A 21,407-nucleotide genomic window follows, 5' to 3' on the forward strand; every position below is an offset into this window, starting at 1 on the left:
AGCTAAAGTGGAACAACCTACAACTAAGAACCTTTAACAGCTCATTTTCAAATGTTTTCTTCACAAAAATATTTATAATTTCTAGTGAATATATCGATTTAAAGTTTTAGTAAATTTGTATTTGTGTTTATCTAGTAAATTAACTATTTAATTAGTTTATCTATGTTTATTTTACCACAACTGATCATATTTGTTTCAAGCTCTTGAATTATTTATAGGTATATTTTAAATTAGAACCTAAGATTATTTTAATATACTAATGTATCGATTAATTTTTGATAGGCATACATTCTATCATAGGTTCAAACTCACCCTCAATCTTTTGTAAATTCTGATTACAACAAAAAAATTGGCACATTCTTAAACTAAATTTGAATTGTCATGTATGCATCAATTATTTTATTACATAGATTTTCACTAAAAATAAAAAGTATTAATAGGTTAAAAACCCATTAATACTTTTTTATTTTAAGTTATTATATCTTTTAGTTAGTGCTATGAAAAACTACTTTTCTATAAGTTTCAAACTTAACCCACTTATTCAAGAAATCACCTAGAGTTTTTTCGTTAGTTTCTTTATATTCATTTAAGAATGTTGTAACTTCCTCATTAGAATTTACCTTAACTTCAAATCCTCTACCATTTATAACTGGAACTTCTTGATACTTATAATCATCGATTGATTTAATGTTAGCAATTTTCTTATCACGTACTTCAATTGCTACTCCATCACGAAGAACTAGTAAATCAAAGTTCTCTGGATATTTATAGCTATCACCTTCTACTGGAAGTTCATCACCTACAGTGTAAGTTTTTTCTTCTGGTTTATATTTGAAGATAGATAAAGTTTCTGTATCATAATAGAATTCTTCAAAAATATCTCCTCTTGCTTTTAATTCATTATATTCAAAAGCAAACTTTCCATTTTTAGCATCATTATTATGAACATCTTCTATAACACCACAAGCTGATGTCATGTTAGTAATACGATCTATTAAAATAAGTTCTCCTAAAGTTTTATGTGCATCGAACTCATCAACAACTATTTTTTCTGAAAGTAAAATATCACATGCTGCTATTTCATTTTTTGTTAAATAACCAGTTGGTAAATGCTCCCCTGTGTTAACATCAATTTTATACTTTACATCTGTAACAACACCAGTTAACATCTTAGTTCCTACTTTTACAAAGTACTCTTTACCTGCTGTTAATTCTGAATCATCCATCCAAAGAATTTTTGCACTAAGTAGTTTGCTTGGAGCAATGCTAGTTCCTTTTGTAAGTACACAGCCTCTTGATACATCTACTTCTTTATTAAGCTGTATTGTGACAGCCTGCCCTTGCCCAGCACTTTGTGATTCCTTATCAGTAACATGAATACTTTTTACTAATGCTTTCTCATTGCTAGGAAGTGTTGTGATTTCATCTCCTACTGCAATACTTCCAGCTTCAATTTCCCCTTGGAACCCTCTAAAAGTATGATTTGGTCTACATACCCTTTGAACTGGCATATAGAAACCTTCTTCTGATTTATTATCAATCTCTACATTTTCTAGATGTGTTAAAAGTGCTTCCCCACTATACCATGGAGTATTTGCTGACTTCTTTGTAACATTATCCCCTTCTGTAGCTGATACTGGAATTATATGAACATTTTCTAACGAAAGTTCTTTTACTAATTCTTTAATTTGCTCTTCGATTTCTAGAAATCTTTCATGATTATAATCTACTAAATCTATTTTATTAACTGCAAATACAAAATGTTTTACGCCCATTAAAGAACAAATTCTTGCATGTCTTCTTGTTTGAACAAGTACACCTTGCTTTGCATCTAATAATATAATAGCAAGCTCTGCAAAGGATGCTCCTACTGCCATGTTTCTAGTATATTCTTCATGCCCTGGAGTATCTGCTACTATAAAACTTCTGTTATCAGTTGTAAAATAACGGTATGCAACGTCTATTGTAATTCCTTGCTCACGCTCCGCCATTAAACCATCTAATAGTAGAGAATAGTCTATTGCTCCTCCTCTGCTACCAACCTTACTATCCAATTCTAAAGCTTTTTCTTGATCTGCGTATAAAAGCTTCGAATCATACAAAATATGCCCAATAAGAGTAGACTTTCCGTCATCTACGCTACCACATGTTATAAACTTTAATAAGCTCTTCATCTTAGAAATACCCCTCTCTCTTTCTTCTTTCCATACTACCTGCTGCTTCACTATCTATAACTCTAGTTGTTCTTTCAGATGATACGGCACTAAGGGTTTCCTCAATAATCGCATCTAAAGTAACTGCATCTGATTCAAAACCACCTGTTAATGGATAACATCCAAGTGTTCTAAATCTTATTATTTTATGTTCAACCTTTTCTCCTGGTAATAGCTTTAATCTATCATCATCCACCATGATAATATTGCCATCACGCTCAATGCACGGTCTTTCTTTTGCAAAATATAAAGGCACGATATCAATATTTTCACGTTTTATATATTGCCATATATCATTTTCAGTCCAATTTGAGATTGGGAAAACTCTCATACTTTCGCCTTTATTTATTTTAGTATTATAAAGTTTCCACATTTCTGGTCTTTGATTTTTAGGATCCCATGCTTGTGCTTCATTTCTGAAAGAGAAAATTCTTTCTTTCGCACGAGATTTTTCTTCATCACGACGTCCACCACCAAAGGCTGCTGTAAATCCATATTTACTCAAACCTTGTTTTAAAGCTTGCGTCTTCATAATATCAGTATACGCTGAACCATGCTCAAGAGGATTAATTCCTTGCTTAATACCCTCCTCATTTGAATGGACAATCATTTCTATTCCTAATTCTTTTGCTTTTCTATCACGGAATTCTACCATTTCTTTAAACTTCCATGTTGTATCAATATGCATGAAAGGGAATGGCGGCTTTTCAGGATAAAATGCCTTCATTGCAAGATGCAGCATAACTGAACTGTCTTTACCAATAGAATATAACATTACTGGCTTTTCGCATTCTGCAGCTACTTCTCTAATAATATAAATTGCTTCTGCTTCTAATTTATCAAGATGTGATAATTCACTCATATATTAGTCCCCCTATTATCTTAATTAAAATTCTAAGAATTTATCTAAAATACATGAAAAAGTAATATTATTTTTTCATATGTTTTTTATTAATATTGATTTGAATCTTTACGATTTATCTTAATTGAATGCTCTTTTCCATCAATTTCTTCAATCTTCCAGTCTGCAATATCATCTTTTAATTCAACTGTAAGTCTGCTTCCTCTTCCACCCATATCTGCTCCTAGATATAATGAAATTGAACCTGTAGGGCATTCTTTTATACAAGAAGAGCATCCCCAACAATCCTTAGGATATTTTATATATACTTTCTTTCCATCGTCAGTTGATTTTATAAGACTTCCTGGACACACAGCTAAACATCTTTTGCATCCTATGCATTTATTTTTATTAATTGCTATGCTCATATGTTTCACCTCTTCCCACTAAATCTCTATATAACATTGTAAGTTTACCATCTATAAGCTTTGAGTTAACATACTTAAGCCATTCATTGCTTTTTTCTGGATAATCAAGATTTTCTGCAAAGCTATGCCATCTAGTTTCTTTTCTTGTCTTTAAGTGAGCAATTACTGATTTACAAATAATAAGTCTCTCTTTAAGCTCATATACAAACATCAATTCATGCATATCTTCCGCATGCAGATTCTCGCTTAATTTCTCAATTTGCTCAATTTTCTCAGCAGCAAGTTCAAGCTGTTTCTCATTAAATTGATAACTGCTTCCAATACCACCTGCATAGGTATCCATTACCTTTTGCATTGCTTCTTCAAGCTGTTCTACATTAAATACCTGATTTTCAGAATTTAATACTTTTTCTACTTTTGCTTTCTTTTTCTCTATAAGTGAAACTTCTTCAGCTTTTGATAAAGTAATATTATTATTTCCATCACCACTTATTGCTTCTACTGCTGCCTTAGCTGCAATTTCACCTTCTACTAATGCACCAGTAACATATTTTTGTGGGCATCCACCAGCCACATCACCAGCCGCATAAAGACCTTTTATTGTTGTTTCTCTTTTAGTATCAACCCAATATCCGCTAGCAGTATGACCACCTACTATGTATGGTTCTGTTCCTTCAATTTCCACATTTTGCTCACTTGGATTTCTTCCTGATTCTATCCATTTTAATGTTTGGCTAGGTGCCATATTTAAATATGCTTTCTTTAATTCCTCATCTTGAGCAGAGCTAATACCTTCTGTTCTTAAATAACAAGGTCCTCTACCTTCTTGGTTTTCCTTTACTGTACCATAAACTCTTTCAGATGTAGTTAATCCATATTTTGTTTCATATACTTCACCTTTTGAATTTACTTGCTTTGCCCCTACCCCTTGTGCAATTGTGCCTGTAGGTGCAATTGTATCTTTGCATCTTAGAGCAATGAATCTCATTTCAAAAGTAGTCATTTCAGCTCCTGATTTTATACCCATGGCATATCCTGCCCCAGTATTAAATGGAGGATACCACATTTTATGTCTTGAAAAGCCTGGATTGTTAGGCTTATATAAACCTGCCGCTCCACCAGTCGCACATATTACCTTTTTAGCTTTAATTTCATATAGAATTTCTTCTTCAACATCAACTGCAAATGCGCCAAGTATATTATTATCTTTTACAATATAATCAATAACATTAACTTGATTCATAACTGTTACATCTGGAAGTTTCTTAACTGCATCTGCTAAAATAGGCTTAATATTCTCACCATTAATTTTAATATTTCTATTTCCTCTAGCTACATATTCGCCATTTTCATCCTTTAAAATAACAAGACCTAAATCTTCTAGTTTCTTTGTTACCTTATTTAAACCTTGTGACATTGTAAGTAATAAATCTTCTCTTACAATATTATCTGCATCCTTTTTAGCATAATCTACATAGTCTTCCGGAGTTCTTCCTTTTACTATATATGCATTGATTGCATTTACCCCAGCTGCCAAACAGCCGCTTCTCTTAATATTGGCTTTTTCAAGGATAAGTACGGATGCATCAGAATTTTCTTCCCTTATTGTTAGTGCTGCATAACACCCAGCAGTACCTCCTCCAATAATCAATATATCTGTCTCTAGTTGTTTTACTTGAACGTTCTTACTCATAGCATATCTCCTTTTTTTAAGGTCAATATTTACTAAATAAACACAGAGTTATAGTTTTTAACTTCTGCATTTTTAAGTACTAATTTTTATTTTCTTCAAATTTGAAGTCATTAAGTTTTCACGTTTTTTCTTATTTATTAAAGAATATTTATATAACTACAGATATTTCTTCTGTTTTAATCTTATTTTCTACAACATTTGCACTATTTTCATTAAATGCATAAACTCTATGAATTAAAACTAAAACTTCTTCACCAATTTTTAGTTCTTCGTCCTCTAAGCTACGATATGCATAAAGTATTTGATTTCCAACCTGAACATCTATTTCAAGGTTATTTCCTCTAAAAGCAATATCTTTAACTATTCCTTTTTCTGCTGCAAGAGGAGTTAATATTTCTTTATCATTTTTAGCAATTTGTATAAATTCAGGACGTACAATTGCTTTCGTTTCTTTAGGATCTACAACTTCAAATCCCTTTAACTTTGTATAATCTTCTATTAGATTTGATTCACCAATAAATTGTGCTACAAAAGGAGTCTTTGGATTTTTATATATCTCAACTGGGCTTCCTTTTTGCTCAATTCTACCTTTATTAGTTATTATTATTTCATCTGCTACTTCAACAGCTTCATCTTGATCATGAGTTACGAAGATACTTGTTATCCCTAATTTGGATATAGTCTCTCTAAGCCATCTTCTAAGTTCTTTTCTTACCTTCGCATCTATAGCTGCAAAAGGCTCATCCAATAAGAGTAGCTGTGGATTTGGTGCAAGTGCTCTAGCAAAGGCCACACGTTGCCTCTGTCCTCCGGATAATTGACCCGGATATCTTTTTTCAAGACCTTTAAGACCAATAAGTTCTATAAGTTCCATAACTCTTTCATATATAAAATCTTTTTTAGCTTTTTGTACTACAAGACCAAAAGCTATATTATCATAAACTGTCATATGACGAAATAAAGCATAATTTTGAAAAACAAACCCTATTCCTCTTTTTCCTGCTTCTATATCATTAACTTTAACCCCATTAATAATGATATCTCCTTCATCTGGAGTTTCAAGGCCTGCTATCATTCTAAGGATTGTAGTCTTACCACTTCCACTAGGACCTAAAAGACCAATCAATTTTCCTTGCTCTATTCTAAAGTTAACATTATCAGATGCTTTATAATCTCCAAACCTTTTGTTAATATTCTTTAGTTCCACATACATATTCTAGACCCCCTTCTTACTTTTCCATTCCACAATGTTACGTAATACTAAAACTATAATTGCAATAATAACTAATATTGAAGCAACTGCAAAAGCTGCTGAAAATTGATATTCATTATATAAAATTTCAATGTGTAATGGAAGAGTATTTGTCTTTCCTCTAATATGACCAGATACTACTGATACTGCTCCAAATTCTCCCATTGCTCTTGCTGCACACAGTATTACTCCATATATGAGTCCCCATTTAATATTAGGAAGAGTTATTTTTCTAAATATATTAAACCCACTAGCTCCCATCATTGCTGCTGCCTCTTCTTCATCAGTTCCTTGTGCATTCATTAGAGGTATTATTTCTCTTGCAACAAATGGGAATGTAACAAATATTGTTGCTAGTATTATTCCTGGCACAGCAAAAACAATTTTCATATTATTTTCAACTAAGATATTTTCTAAAAAACTACCTTTTCCAAAAGTTAATACAAATATTAACCCCGCAATAACTGGAGAAATTGCAAAAGGTAAGTCAATTAAAGTTCCTAATAGGTTCTTCCCTCTAAACTGAAATTTTGTAATAGCCCATGCAACACATATCCCAAATATGGTATTCATAATTGTTGCGATTAACGTAGCTATTAATGTGAGGTTCATAGCTTTAAGAGTGTATCCATCTGAAACGGCTTTTAAATATGCATTAAATCCTTTAGCCAAAGCTTCCGAAATTATCGATATTAGTGGAATAATAAGCATTAATACAAGAAATAATACACTTATGCTTATTAAACCATACTTCATGAATTTATTTTCACTTCTATGCATTGATGTCTTCTTCACTTACTACTCACCTCATATCTTCTTTAATTTACTATTATATAGTTGGATTCCATTTATAACAAATAATATTAAAAATGAAGCTCCCAACATAACCAATGCTATTGCTGTAGCACCGCTATAGTCGTATTGTTCTAATTTTGACATAATTAAAAGAGGTGCTATCTCTGTTTTCATAGGAAGATTTCCTGCTATGAAAACTACACTACCATATTCACCAACACCTCTAGCGAAAGCTAATCCAAAGCCTGTTAATAATGGTGCTGATATTTCTGGAAATATTACTTTAAAAAAAGTCCTTGCTCTACTAGCTCCAAGCATTGCTGCTGCTTCCTCATATTGACTATCTAAATCCTCAAGAACTGGTTGAATTGTCCTTACAACGAACGGAATTCCAATAAATATCAATGCAATGACGATCCCTAAAATGGAGAAAGATGATTTTATTCCAAACGAATAAAATATTTTTCCTACCCATCCATTTTCAGAATATAAAGTAGTAAGCGAGATACCTGCAACCGCTGTTGGCAGTGCAAATGGTAAATCAATAATACCATCTATAAATCTTTTAAACGGAAAATCATATCTTACTAAAACCCAGGCTAAAATCACACCAAATATACTATTTATTATTGCTGCTATGAACGCTGCTCCAAAACTAACTAAGTATGCATGTAATACTCTAGAATTTAATACTGTACTAAAAAACTTATCTAATCCCATTCCCCCTGACTTTATAACCAAAGCTGATAAAGGAATTAGGACAATAAGACTTAAGTAAACAAGAGAAAATCCCATAGTTAATCTAAATCCAGGAATAACTCTTTTTGACTTGCTCATATTCATCCCCCATTCTAACAAAATAATTAATACCTTTCAAAATTTCTTATCTACTTATCCTTAGCCTTTTGGAATATAGATTTGATCAAATGTTCCACCATCGGAAAAATGTGTTGATTGAGCCTTTTTCCATCCACCAAATAAAGGATCATCTATAGTTACAAGATCTAACTTTGGAAATATATCCTTGTACTTCTCTGCAACTTCTTTATCTCTTGGTCTAAAATAGTTTTCAGCTACTAATTCTTGTCCTTCTTTAGTATATAAATATCCTAGATATGCTTCTGCAACATCTTTAGTTCCCCTTCGATCAGTAACTTTATTTACTACTGCAACTGATGGTTCTGTTAAAATACTCAATGATGGAGTAACTACTTCATAATTATCCTTTCCAAGCTGCTGTAATGATAACATAGCTTCATTTTCCCAGGCTATCAGTACATCTCCTAATCCTCTTCTAACAAAACTAGTTGTTGCTCCCCTTGCACCAGAATCCAGCACTACTACATTTGAATATAACTTTGACATAAAATCTTTTATAGACTTTTCATCTCCATTATATTTTTTTGATGCATATGCCCATGCCGCCAAGTAATTCCATCTAGCTCCTCCTGAAGTTTTTGGGTTTGGTGTTACAATTGAAATACCATCTCTTGTTAAATCATCCCAATCCCTTATATTTTGAGGATTTCCTTTTCTAACAAGAAAAACAATAGTTGATGTATATGGTGCGCTATTTTCCTTAAATCTACTTTGCCAATCATTGTCTATGAGACCTGACTTACTAATAGCATCAATATCATATCCTAGTGCCAGAGTCACAATATCAGCGTCTAATCCTCCGATTACTGCTTGAGCCTGTGAGCCTGATCCTGCATGAGATTGATCAATTGTTACATCTTGTCCAGTTTTTTCTTTCCAATACTTCACAAAACTTTCATTATACTTCGTGTACAATTCTCTTGTTGGATCATACGACACGTTCAAGAGTTCCACTGGTTTTATTCCATTGCTAGCCTCTTGCCTTCCACATCCTGCAAAAACCCCAATAACTATAGCAGCTGAAAGCATTAAACTTAAGATTCGACTTTTTTTCACAATGTCCGCCCCTATCTTTTATAGTAATTTTTAATATTCATATATGTTTAGTAGGGTTTGTGGTAATAAATATACCAAGAATACTTAATCATATTTCCATATAAGCTCTTCACTATAATCTTAAGAGAAATTATACCCCAATCTATGAGTTAATTATATTCTTGGTCAATAATATAAAACCATCGTTCCATTTCCTACTAATTTTATAAACTTTATATGAAATATACTATAAGGTAATTTCACCATTTTGTCAATAAATTTGCTCGAAAAATATTATAATTAGACCAAATAAAACCTGAGAATAAAAGTTATTTCTTTTATTCTCAGGTTTATGAATTATTTTATAGTATTACATCACATCTAATGCATATTATTTAGGAAATGCTTACAACAATACTAATAAGAAGTCCATTTTTACCCAGAAAATATTATTTCTTTGGAACATAAATTTGGTCAAATGTTCCTCCATCAGCAAAGTGTGTTGATTGTGCTTTTGCCCATCCCCCAAATTCATCATTTACTGTAACTAATTTAAGCTCTGGAAATGTATTTTTATATTTTTCAGCAACTTCCTTATCTATAGGTCTATAGTAATTTTGTGCTATTAGTTCTTGCCCTTCTTTTGTATATAAATACTCTAAATAAGCTTGTGCAACTTCTCTTGTTCCTTTTCTATCAACTATCTTATCCACTACTGCAACTGGTGGTTCAGTTAATATACTTAAGGAAGGAGCAACTATTTCATATTGATCTTTTCCAAGTTCATTAAGTGATAAAATTGCTTCGTTTTCCCATGCTATAAGCACATCTCCTAATCCTCTTTCAACAAAGCTTGTTGTTGCTCCTCTAGCTCCTGAATCAAGTACAGCAACATTTGAATATAACTTAGACATAAAATCCTTTATAGCTTTTTCATCTCCATTATATTTTTTTGAAGCATATGCCCATGCAGCTAAATAATTCCATCTAGCCCCACCAGAAGTTTTTGGGTTCGGTGTCACTATAGAAACTCCATCTTTAGTAAGATCATCCCAATCTTTTATATTCTTTGGGTTTCCTTTTCTGACAAGAAATACAATTGTTGATGTATATGGTGAACTATTGTCTTTAAATTTACTTTGCCAATCACTATTTACTAGACCTTCCTTGCTTATAGCATCAATATCATATCCTAATGCTAGAGTCACAACATCAGCATCCAATCCTCCAATAACTGATTGTGCCTGTGCACCAGATCCCCCATGTGATTGATTTATTGTTACATCTTGTCCGGTTTTATCCTTCCAGTACTTAACAAAACTTTCATTAAACTTTGTATACAATTCTCTTGTTGGATCATATGATACATTGAGTAATTCTACTGGCTTTTTACTATCATTTGCATTTTCGCTCTTAGCTTCTTGCTTACCACACCCAACAAATGCCCCCATAATTAAAGTAGCTGATAGCATTACACTTAATATTCTTGTCTTTTTCATTATATTTGCCCCTCTCTTTTATTATTTACCATATATGTTTAGTAGGTTTTACATTAATAATATCTTAACTAAATTTGATAATAATTTTATAACGAATACACTTCTAATTAAAATTATTTTCTATAACTTATTTCTTTCCAATTCTTTAATTCCTTACTAATTCTATATGTTTTATATGAATTATACTATAATTTATATTATTCACATTGTCAATACATTTATTCCATAATATTATTGGCTTAATTAAATTCTTTATATTCTTAAAATTTTCTAGCCTTAATAATATAAAAAACCAAGCAATTATTTAAAATAATTTACTTGGTATATATGCTTCTATTAAATTTTTAAGTATTCTATTTTTGTTGTATTTTTATTCCGTGACATGAACTAGCTGAAGAACATCCTGAACATCCACATCCACAACTACTTTCTCCACTTTTAGCTTTCTTAATTTGTTTTGCTATTATAAGTGCTGTAAGGCCAAATATAATACCACCTAAGATAATTGTTGCTATCATGAATATCACTCCTTATTTTAAAATTCAAGTAGGTAGTTATGATTAAACTTACCCACTTGATTTTTACTTGTATTCTGTATAACTTAATTGTCCACCAACTTGTTTTTCCTTTGAACTTCTTCCTGTTAATATAACTATAGTAATTACTAAAATCGCTATTACTACTGATGTTATAGCTCCAGTCAGACTTCCAATTCCCAAAATATAGCTACCAACTTGATTAATGATAAGTGCAACTATATAGGCAGTAAATGTTTGGAATCCTAAAGTAATCCATGTCCATTTCCACGAACCCATTTCACGTCTTATTGCACCTATTGCTGCAAAGCAAGGAGCGCAAAGTAAATTAAATGCCATAAACGCGAACGCACTTGCTGCTGTAAACATACTTGCAACATTTCCAACAAGCGCTGGATCATCTTCCACTGCATCAGCTATACCAAATAGAACTCCAAATGTTCCAACAACATTTTCTTTTGCAATAAGACCAGTAACTGTAGCAACAGCTGATTGCCAATTTCCAAATCCTAACGGTGCAAAAATAGGTGCTATTATATTACCTAAACTTGCTAATATACTATCTCCTGCATCAACCATCTCAAATGACCAATTGAATGATTGTAAAAACCATATTGTTACACAAGCAGCAAATATAATTGTACCTGCTTTATAAATAAATGATTTTCCTCTATCCCACATATGCATCAAAACACTTTTTAAACTTGGAATATGATATTGTGGAAGTTCCATAACAAACGGCGAAGGATCTCCTGCAAATAATTTAGTTTGCTTTAATACAACCCCACAAATAATAACCATTGCTATTCCCAAAAAGTATGCTGAAGGTGCAACCCAAGATGCTCCTCCAAATAATGCACCCGCAATTAATGCAATTATCGGTAATTTAGCACTACAAGGAATGAATGTAGTTAACATAATTGTCATCTTTCTATCTCTATCATTCTCCATCGTACGGCTTGACATTATTCCTGGAACTCCACATCCTGATGCAATTAACATAGGAATAAATGATTTACCTGATAATCCAAACTTACGGAAAATTCTATCCATAATAAAGGCTACACGAGACATATATCCACAGTCCTCAAGAATTGATAGTAAAAAGAATAAAACCATGATTTGTGGAACAAAACCAATTACAGCTCCAACTCCACCAATAATACCATCTATTATTAATCCTTGTAACCAGTCTGCAACATTTACTGATGCAAGCCAATTTGATACATTACCTTGTACTATTTCTCCTACTAATACGTCATTAGTCCAATCTGTCATTATTGTTCCAATAGAACTTACTGCTATGTAATATACACCAAACATAATGGCAGCAAATATAGGAAGCGCTAAGAAACGGTTTGTAACAATTTTATCTATTTTATCAGATGTTGTTTCCCCACTATTATTGTTCTTTTTAATTGCACTTGAAACAACATCACCTATAAATGCATATCTGTCACCTGTAACAATACTTTCGCTATCATCATCAAGCTCATCTTCGTATTTCTTTATTATCTGTTCTATTTTACTCAAAATAGTTTCTGAAAGTTTTAACTTTTCTAAAATATTTTGATCACGTTCAAAAAGCTTGATTGCAAGCCAATGACTTTCAAACTCTTTATTAGTGATATCATTTTTTACTACTTTTTCAATTTCTTCAAAAGCATGTTTGGCTTCATCTGAAAAAGCTAATACAAAATTTGGCTTCGCTTTTAACTTTGCAAGTTCCACAGCTTTCTCTGCTGCAACCTTTACTCCATTACCTTTTAGTGCAGAAGTTTCAACCACTGGACATCCTAGAACTTTTGATAGTTTATTAACGTCTACTTTATCTCCATTCTTTTCAACAATATCCATCATGTTAAGAGCTACAACTGTTGGAATTCCTAACTCTAAGATTTGAGTTGTTAAATATAAATTTCTTTCAATATTTGATGCATCTACTATATTAATTACAGCATCTGGTTTATCATTTATCATAAAATTACGTGTCACAACTTCTTCAAGAGTGTATGGAGATAAAGAATAAACACCCGGCAAATCCACAATTTCCACATCTTTATTTCCTTTTAACTTACCACCCTTTTTTTCAACTGTTACTCCTGGCCAATTTCCAACGTATTGTGATGAACCAGTAAGTTCGTTGAACATAGTAGTCTTTCCACAGTTTGGATTTCCTGCAAGACCTATTTTAATTGACATTTTCATTCCTCCTTGTCACTAATCTCTCTTTTTCAATAATATTGGGTTTCATATATTCTCTTTCACGGATTATTCCACGATTATCATTTCTGCATCAGCTTTACGTAGAGATAACTCATATCCACGAACGGTTACTTCTATAGGATCTCCTAATGGAGCCACCTTTCGTACATAAACTTCACAGCCCCTTGTAATTCCCATATCCATAATACGTCTACGAATCGCTCCTAATCCATCGACTTTTTTAACTTTAACAGTTTGTCCACATTTTATTTCTTTTAATGTGCTCATTACATAATCCTCCTAAACTATTATTCTGCTTGCCATACCTTTGTCCAACGCTACTCTACTGTCCTTCACATTTATTATAAGGTTCCCTCCAAGCTCAGAAATAATTTTAACTTTCTCACCTGCCACAAGTCCTAAACTATTAAGAAATCTTTTTGTTTCATCATTTCCTGTAATCTTTTTAATATTCATTTCGTTTCCTTTAGCAGCTAATATTAATGGCATATCTGATTCCTCCTCAAAATAATTCTCATAAATTTATATATTTTTTTGGGTCATGCTAGTTTTACTAATTGCTGACGATGCAATCCATTATAAGCTAGACACTTTTTAATTCTTGAAACCCGTTCTATTAAGTATAAATTAAATAATTCCTTTTAATTAAAATCACATTCAATTGATAATGATTTTAATTAATCACTATAATTATAATAGCACTTTTTTCATTTATTGAAAATGATTTTCATTGTATTTATTTAAATAATATCAAATTTCATATGATAACGTTTTTATTTTGCACTATTAATTTTATTTCGCAGTAATATTTATAATTTATTAAAGATAGAGTACATACATATTTCTAATCTAACTACATAATCTATATTATCTATTTAACTTTATAATATTTTACGTAAAAAAGAGTTCCTATATATAATGATAGACAATCCAATCATTATATATAGGAACTTTATTATATATCTTTATTTATTATAATTTTTACTTTGTACTTTACTTATTGCCATTTTTGCCAAGACAACAAAAAATGCAAAAAATATAAAAGCAGGAAGTCCAGACAGTACTTTCGCTACATGATTGCTCAATATGTATTCCATATTATATTTCAATATATGTCCAATAATAAATAAATCTATAAATTCACTTATGAACTGTATTATGATCACACTAATAGTTACTAATATTGATGTTATTAGGTTAATTTTATTTATTAAAATATTAGTAAATATATATGCTGCTATTAATAGCAAAGTATGTATCCCAAAGTCTATAGGTAAGAGTCTTACTCCACAAACCAAAGTAAAATTCACTATAACAGACAAAAAGAACCTCTTAATATTTATTGGGGTTTGTGACAAAGTATAAAATGCCCAAACAAAAAGCAAACTTTCAGGGACTGATATTCCAATCAAATATATTAGTGACATTTCAAACAACTTACATCTCTCCCATCTTATCGACAAACTATTTTCAAATTCACGTGACTATATGTCAGATAATTCCATGCTAACTCTTTCAATCACATTGTCTTTTATCTCTGTTTCAACCTTCGTTTCCTCGGATTGCCTTGAAGGTAACACAACAGTAAATTCACTTCCATGACCTAATTTACTTTCGAGTTTAATTTCACCATTATGTAATTCTACGAAAGATTTTACAAGCGAAAGTCCTATACCAGTTCCTTCATGATTTCTTTTTAAACTCTTGTTCACTTGAGTGAATCTACCAAATATAAATTCCTTTTTATCAACAGCTATTCCTATTCCTGTATCTTTAACAGATATCTCGACTTTTTCATTTTTATCTTTTATGCTTATATATATATATCCGCCCCTATCTGTAAACTTCAAGGCGTTTGAAAGTAAATTTAAAATTATTCTTTCCATTTTGTCCACATCAAAAGCAATAATTTTCTCTTCAATATCAGTATCAAATACCAATTCTATCCCTTTGTCTTCAGCATATGGAACTATAGACATAGCAATGGTTTCAACCACATAAACAATATCTTCATTCTGCATATTTGGAATAATAAATCCAGAATCATATTTTACTATATCTAATAAATTATTAACTAATTTAATTAACCTATAGCAATTTTGTTTCATTACATCTAAATATTTCTTTCTATTTTTGATAAATTCTTCATCATCATATACATTCAATAATTGAAGTGAAGAAAATATCACATTTAAAGGCGTCTTTAATTCATGCGATATATTAGAAAAAAATTCAGTTATAAATCTGTTCTGTTGCTGGGTTTCATTTAATAACTTAATATTTTCCTTTACTTCGTCTTTTAATTTTTGTACTTGTTTTTCTGGTGTAATATCTCTCATGATAGTTAGTATTACAGGCATTTTTCCATAAACGCAATATGTAGAGATATTATGAACATTGATCTTCTTGCCTTTGTTATTTATAATTTTTTCTTCAAAGGATACCGCTGACTTTTTATTATTTATTATATCTAGATATTTTCCCTTTATTTTTTTATAATCATCTGTATTGTAAAAAGCAGTGAGAGATTTTTTTTTCATTTCTTCTAATGAGTTTATTCCAAACAATTCTATAGCTTTTTTATTTAAATATAATATTTTCTCACTATCGTGAATCATAATTGAATAGTAAGAATATTTAATTAGTAAATTATAACAATCTTCATTTTTTAATAACATTTCTTCGATATAATCATGTTGCCTTAGCTGTTCTTTTAGCTCCGACTCTAACAATTCTCTTTGGTCACTTTCAAATTTTTTATATTCCCCTAAAACCCATGCAACCATAATAAATCCTAATGCTAGCATCAAATCATTTTCAAAATATATATTAACTCTTGAATTTGGAGCAAAAAATAAGTCTATAAAAAATATGATAAATGATGATAATGTTGCAACTATTAAACCATATTTTTTACCTAATGATATTGTTGATGAAATAATGCTAAATAAAAACAAATACTTATACTGACTTTGATATGTATTCGATAAAAATATCAATATACACAACATAAAAGTAAAAACACAATCTTCAACTATTTGAACATTTTTAATATTTTTATATTTAAATATATGTATATATGAAAATGACCATAATAAAATAGTAATTATTAAAAATGCTGGGATAAATAAAATGACATAATTGTTTAACGGGATCTGACTTAAGTAATTTGGACTTTTCAATAATTCGTTTATACTTATTATTGAAATAATCAATAATACTCCAAATTTTGCGATAGAAATGGTTCCAAGTATATTTCTGTATCTGTTATTATTAATAGTATTCACTTAATCCACCTTCTATTTATAGATATGAAACTTTTGCTAAATGATAAGTTTAATTATATACTTACATTAAACCCAATAATTGCTTGCAAATATTATATTTTTACAGAAACAATTATACATTAACATAATATAATAATTCATACAAAAAATCTACATTTTTTTACACCGTCTCATGATATATAGCTTAAATTTAGGGTAATTTAAAATTTTTTTAAGCGATACCTAAATCTTTGAAAATTTTTTTAAAATTATATACTTTCATTAAAAACTAATATAATCATAAATATTTAATATCATAATTTAATGATTATAATAAATCATTACGTAATGCCTTTTATCCATAAAAAAGTAAGCTGTATCAAAATAAAAATTACTTTTTATTTTGATACAGCTTATCTTTATAATTATCTTAATTAAAATTATATTATTTCTTCTAATGTTTTTCTAATTGCTTTTATGAAATCAAAAGTATTTAGAGTCTGAATATTGTCATGCTCTGCAAGTGATGCTAAATCCTTAGTCATTATTCCATCTTCAATTGTCTTTATTGAAGCCTTTTCTAATTTATCTGCAAAATCCACTAAAGCTGAATTATTATCTAATTCTCCTCTTTTCTTTAACGCTCCAGACCATGCAAATATAGTTGCAATTGAATTTGTTGATGTTTCTTCACCTTTTAAGTGCTTATAGTAATGTCTTTGAACAGTACCATGAGCTGCTTCATATTCATAGTTTCCTTCTGGTGAAACTAATACTGATGTCATCATTGCAAGTGAACCAAAAGCTGTAGCAACCATGTCACTCATTACATCTCCATCGTAATTCTTGCACGCCCATATTATTCCGCCTTCTGACTTAACTACTCTAGCTACAACATCATCTATTAATGTGTAGAAATACTCAATTCCTGCTTCATCAAACTTAGCTTTATATTCTGCATCAAATATTTCTTGGAATATATCTTTAAATGTATGGTCATATTTCTTTGAAATTGTATCCTTAGTTGCAAACCATAAGTCTTGCTTAGTATCTAGCGCGAAACCGAAGCAAGCTCTTGCAAAACTTTCAATAGACTCATTAAGGTTATGCATACCAAGAACTACTCCATCACCTGCAAAGTTATGTACTAACTCTCTTTTTTCTTCACCAGTTTCTGAAGTAAATACAAGTTCACACTTACCTTTTCCTTCTATCTTCATTTCTACATCTCTATATACATCTCCATAAGCATGTCTTGCTATAGTTATAGGCTTTTTCCATGTTCTAACGTATGGTTTTACTGGTTCTACTATAATTGGTGCTCTAAATACTGTTCCATCTAAAATTGCTCTTATAGTACCATTAGGACTTTTCCACATTTCTTTTAAATCATATTCTTTAACTCTTGCTGCATTTGGCGTAATAGTTGCACACTTTACCCCTACCTTATATTTTTTGATAGCTTCTGCAGCATCTACAGTAACTTGATCATCAGTCTCATTTCTATATTCTAATCCAAGATCATAGTATTCTGTATTTAATTCAATAAAAGGATTTAATAACTCCTCTTTTATTGCGCCCCAAATAATTCTAGTCATTTCATCTCCATCCATTTCAACTAATGGAGTTAACATTTTAATCTTTTCCATATTTATTGCCTCCTATATTGCTTATATTATCACTAAGTATCTTTAAAAAGAAATAAGTAAGTGACTATTTTATTCACCTGTTGTCTTCTTTTAGATGCCTTACTTCATAAAGATAATTATACATTATTGCTACATTTTTATCAATTAACAATAAATAATTCATGTGATTAACCCAAATACAGCTAACTTTTTGCATAAGTATGCGAATATTATTTTCGGTATCTTTTCAACTGAAATATAGTTTTAAGTAATTTTGTCTGCAGAGAGAATTTATCAACTTTGCGCTTTTATAAGTAATTTAAATAAAACCCAGTTCATGAACTGAGTTTTTCAATAAAATCAAGTATTATTTTTTCTTGCTATCCACATCTTCATACTCAACATCGATAATCTCTCCTGTAGTGTAATCATCAGTTTCTATTTTATAACTTTGATAATCATCTGAATCATTAAAATTATTTGCAGTTTTTTTTGCTTTTTTCTTTTTAATGAAACCGGCAATCTTTACTCCAATGTACGATATTAATCCAATTAATAAAAGCCATGGAAGAAGATTTAATATTATAGTTCCAACTATAAAAACTATGCCTATTCCTCCAATAATATATATATACTTTTTAATATCTCCACTCATCACACTTAACCTCTACATTCCTTAAATTTATCCTATAGTAATTATACATATCCAATGTGTAACTGTACTTATAATTATGTGATAACTTACCGAAATAAGTAACATTTTAAGTTACTTTATTTAATATTATATATCAACATAATACTACTTACAATATTATAATGTAAATTATATCACATATAAATCACCTTAACCTAAACTTTGTTGCATATTATATACCCGAAAGAAAGGTTCACTGCTCATATATACTTCCTTTCAGGCAAATATTTATATATTATAAATATTGTAGCTATAAGTAATGCAGTAACCACTAATCCACCTTCTGGTCCAAAACTGCCGCCATTAATTAAATTAGGAGTAACTGTTTTTATGTTATATATGGAATTTGTAGAATTTCCACTTACTAAAAATCCAAAAATGTCTCCCTGAAAATAATTCCATGTTATATGATATCCAATGCTTATCCATATATTTTTAGTTTTTATAAATACATATCCCATAGAAAGTCCAAATAAGAATAAGTTAAGATATGCAATTAAACTTATTCCTTGATTTAATGAATGCATTAATGCGAAGATTATTGATGATACAATAATCGGAACATATGCTTTTTTAGTTTGCTTTAAAACTGTCATGCAGTATCCTCTTGCAAAAAGCTCCTCATTAATTCCAACAAAAATGAAAATAATTAATTCTATAATTAACCCCCATGAAAAGTTTGGTTTGTTAATACTATTTACCATTTCAACAGATTTTGTACATAATAATATAATTGCAACTAATGAAAAAGATATAGCACCACTTAATAAACCAATGCACAAATCTTTCCAACTATTTTTTATACTTGTTAATCCCATGTCTGCCACTTTTCTTTTATCCCATATCTTCCAGAATAGAATAACAAAAAATATCATCAATAAACATTGAAGTAAACTTATAAATGCACCTGGAATAGAAGACATACTTGTAAATTGTTCGGAAATATATTTTGCGCCCCCATCACCTTGAGATAATAATTCTGGCTTCACAATAAAAATAATTATGCCATATAAAGCACTAAAAATAAATGATGATGCAAAGGTTGTAACGAAAAATGATATAAATACAATTAATATTTTCCATCCAGACCTAATTTGATTATTAGTATTCTTAAAGATTCTCATTAATTTCTCTAATCCCCCTTATTAGTCTTCTTTTATAAAACTCTTAAACATTTTGATGTATAATTTATTATAGCTTGAAATCAATACGAATATATTAAAATATACTTAAATTTATCTTAATGTAAATTTTAAATTTCTATAAAGACATTTTCCTGCTTGGTAAAAATTTGTATGCTGTTAATATACTTACTACGAGTAACACTGTAACTATGATTCCACCTTCCGGCCCAAAATCCCCACCATTTATTATATTCGGACTTATTACTTTAACTTTATATATGGGAGTAGTATCAATTCCACTTACTAAAAATCCAAAAACATTGCCTTGAAAATAATTCCATGTTATATGATATCCTATCGCCATCCATAAGTTTTTAGTCTTAATACATACAATTCCCATAAAAACTGCGAACAAAAATAAATTAATATAAGCTAGTGTACTTATTCCTGGATTATTAGAATGTAATAATGCAAAGATTATGGATGATATCACTATGGGAATAACCCAAGATTTTTTAGGCTGCTTTAAAATATTCATGCAGTATCCCCTTGAAAAAAGTTCTTCACTAACTCCAACAAAGATAAAAACAATTAGTTGAATAATTAATACATATGAAAAGTGTGGCTTACTAAAACTATTTTGTAGTTCTACAGATTTAGTACATAGTAAAGTAAATGCTACTAATGTAAAAGACAGTGCCCCAATTATTAATCCAAATAATAAATCATTAAGGCTGACATAGATGTTAGTAAGCCCCATATCTCTGAGTTTTCTTTTTTCATATATCCTCCAAAGTATGACAACACAAAGTATTGAGCATATACATTCAATTAATATTATTGAAGTTGCTGGAAAACTATTCATGTTAGATAATTGTTCATCTAAATATTTTATATATTCCTCTGAACCAACTACTAATTGAGGATTTATTTTTTGAATAAATACATCATAGATTTTGAAAAAAATATCTGAAACTGCATTTGACGTTGTAGTAGATACTAAATATAAAATTCCTATTTTCAGTAAAGATATTATTATGCTTTTATTATTTCTAAAAATTTTCACTATCTTTTTTACCTCACTTTCATAAATAAATATATTTTACATATATAATTTATTTATCAAAACAATACTTTATTACCCTTTCCTAAATATAGTCGCTATTTATTTGGTTGCAAATAAAAAACAATACCTCTAGAACATCTTCTAGAGGTATTGTTTTTGTGAAATAATCTTATATGCAGCATAGCTGCTCTTTTTATCTGTGAAATGATCCGAATTGCAGCATAGCTGCTCT

General features: G+C 30.1%; 19 protein-coding genes. All 19 read right to left on the reverse strand.

What is annotated here, in order from left to right:
* Nucleotides 1-485: 485 nt before the first annotated feature.
* The 19 genes from D2A34_RS01565 to D2A34_RS01655 all read right to left on the reverse strand — a co-directional run bounded on the left by D2A34_RS01565 (nt 486) and on the right by D2A34_RS01655 (nt 21,175).
* Entirely contained in the window at nt 486-2,174 is a 1,689-nt protein-coding gene (locus D2A34_RS01565; protein ID WP_119365501.1) for a sulfate adenylyltransferase subunit 1, read from the reverse strand.
* Between the two features lies 1 nt (nt 2,175).
* Nucleotides 2,176-3,075, reverse strand: coding sequence for a sulfate adenylyltransferase subunit CysD (gene cysD / locus D2A34_RS01570; RefSeq protein WP_079440175.1), 900 nt, complete (start codon nt 3,073-3,075; stop codon nt 2,176-2,178).
* An 89-nt stretch (nt 3,076-3,164) separates the two neighbouring features.
* Nucleotides 3,165-3,482 (reverse strand): 4Fe-4S dicluster domain-containing protein, encoded by a 318-nt coding sequence (locus D2A34_RS01575; RefSeq protein ID WP_079440174.1) that lies wholly within the window; start codon nt 3,480-3,482, stop codon nt 3,165-3,167.
* The gene (locus tag D2A34_RS01580; protein WP_119365502.1) at nt 3,466-5,175 is read right to left on the reverse strand and encodes an adenylyl-sulfate reductase subunit alpha; all 1,710 of its coding nucleotides are present in this window, start codon (nt 5,173-5,175) and stop codon (nt 3,466-3,468) included. Before D2A34_RS01580 ends, D2A34_RS01575 begins: the two co-directional genes overlap by 17 nt.
* Before the next feature lie 148 nt (nt 5,176-5,323).
* Nucleotides 5,324-6,388 carry a sulfate/molybdate ABC transporter ATP-binding protein gene (locus D2A34_RS01585; RefSeq protein ID WP_079440172.1) on the reverse strand — a complete coding sequence of 355 codons (1,065 nt, stop codon included), beginning with the start codon at nt 6,386-6,388 and terminating at the stop codon, nt 5,324-5,326.
* Nucleotides 6,389-6,391: 3 nt separating this feature from the next.
* Nucleotides 6,392-7,207: a sulfate ABC transporter permease subunit CysW gene (cysW, locus tag D2A34_RS01590; protein WP_182629313.1), complete on the reverse strand. Its 816-nt coding sequence runs from the start codon at nt 7,205-7,207 to the stop codon at nt 6,392-6,394.
* Between the two features lie 27 nt (nt 7,208-7,234).
* On the reverse strand, nt 7,235-8,059 hold the full coding sequence (gene cysT / locus D2A34_RS01595) for a sulfate ABC transporter permease subunit CysT (protein ID WP_079440170.1): 825 nt from the start codon (nt 8,057-8,059) through the stop codon (nt 7,235-7,237).
* Nucleotides 8,060-8,119: 60 nt separating this feature from the next.
* Complete coding sequence (locus D2A34_RS01600) at nt 8,120-9,157, reverse strand: sulfate ABC transporter substrate-binding protein (RefSeq protein ID WP_079440169.1); 1,038 nt, start codon at nt 9,155-9,157, stop codon at nt 8,120-8,122.
* A 428-nt stretch (nt 9,158-9,585) separates the two neighbouring features.
* Nucleotides 9,586-10,635 carry a sulfate ABC transporter substrate-binding protein gene (locus D2A34_RS01605; RefSeq protein ID WP_119365504.1) on the reverse strand — a complete coding sequence of 350 codons (1,050 nt, stop codon included), beginning with the start codon at nt 10,633-10,635 and terminating at the stop codon, nt 9,586-9,588.
* Nucleotides 10,636-10,988: 353 nt separating this feature from the next.
* Nucleotides 10,989-11,153 carry a FeoB-associated Cys-rich membrane protein gene (locus tag D2A34_RS01610; protein WP_079440167.1) on the reverse strand — a complete coding sequence of 55 codons (165 nt, stop codon included), beginning with the start codon at nt 11,151-11,153 and terminating at the stop codon, nt 10,989-10,991.
* A 63-nt stretch (nt 11,154-11,216) separates the two neighbouring features.
* Nucleotides 11,217-13,373: a ferrous iron transport protein B gene (feoB, locus tag D2A34_RS01615; RefSeq protein ID WP_119365505.1), complete on the reverse strand. Its 2,157-nt coding sequence runs from the start codon at nt 13,371-13,373 to the stop codon at nt 11,217-11,219.
* Between the two features lie 69 nt (nt 13,374-13,442).
* Nucleotides 13,443-13,664 carry a FeoA family protein gene (locus D2A34_RS01620; RefSeq protein ID WP_079440165.1) on the reverse strand — a complete coding sequence of 74 codons (222 nt, stop codon included), beginning with the start codon at nt 13,662-13,664 and terminating at the stop codon, nt 13,443-13,445.
* A gap of 12 nt (nt 13,665-13,676) precedes the next feature.
* Nucleotides 13,677-13,886 (reverse strand): FeoA family protein, encoded by a 210-nt coding sequence (locus tag D2A34_RS01625; RefSeq protein WP_079440164.1) that lies wholly within the window; start codon nt 13,884-13,886, stop codon nt 13,677-13,679.
* 476 nt (nt 13,887-14,362) lie between these two features.
* On the reverse strand, nt 14,363-14,833 hold the full coding sequence (locus D2A34_RS01630; RefSeq protein ID WP_119365506.1) for a hypothetical protein: 471 nt from the start codon (nt 14,831-14,833) through the stop codon (nt 14,363-14,365).
* 48 nt (nt 14,834-14,881) lie between these two features.
* Nucleotides 14,882-16,684, reverse strand: a complete 1,803-nt coding sequence (locus D2A34_RS01635) for a sensor histidine kinase (protein WP_119365507.1) — start codon at nt 16,682-16,684, stop codon at nt 14,882-14,884.
* A 419-nt stretch (nt 16,685-17,103) separates the two neighbouring features.
* A complete protein-coding gene (locus D2A34_RS01640) occupies nt 17,104-18,312 on the reverse strand; it encodes an NADP-dependent isocitrate dehydrogenase (protein ID WP_079440772.1) in 1,209 nt (402 codons plus the stop codon).
* Nucleotides 18,313-18,658: 346 nt separating this feature from the next.
* A complete protein-coding gene (locus D2A34_RS01645; RefSeq protein ID WP_079440771.1) occupies nt 18,659-18,946 on the reverse strand; it encodes a hypothetical protein in 288 nt (95 codons plus the stop codon).
* Nucleotides 18,947-19,185: 239 nt separating this feature from the next.
* A complete protein-coding gene (locus D2A34_RS01650; protein ID WP_119365508.1) occupies nt 19,186-20,109 on the reverse strand; it encodes a CPBP family intramembrane glutamic endopeptidase in 924 nt (307 codons plus the stop codon).
* Between the two features lie 136 nt (nt 20,110-20,245).
* Nucleotides 20,246-21,175: a CPBP family intramembrane glutamic endopeptidase gene (locus D2A34_RS01655; RefSeq protein WP_119365509.1), complete on the reverse strand. Its 930-nt coding sequence runs from the start codon at nt 21,173-21,175 to the stop codon at nt 20,246-20,248.
* Nucleotides 21,176-21,407: the final 232 nt, after the last annotated feature.

The organism is Clostridium chromiireducens (genome assembly GCF_003575225.1).
Classification (GTDB): Bacteria; Bacillota; Clostridia; order Clostridiales; family Clostridiaceae; genus Clostridium; species Clostridium chromiireducens.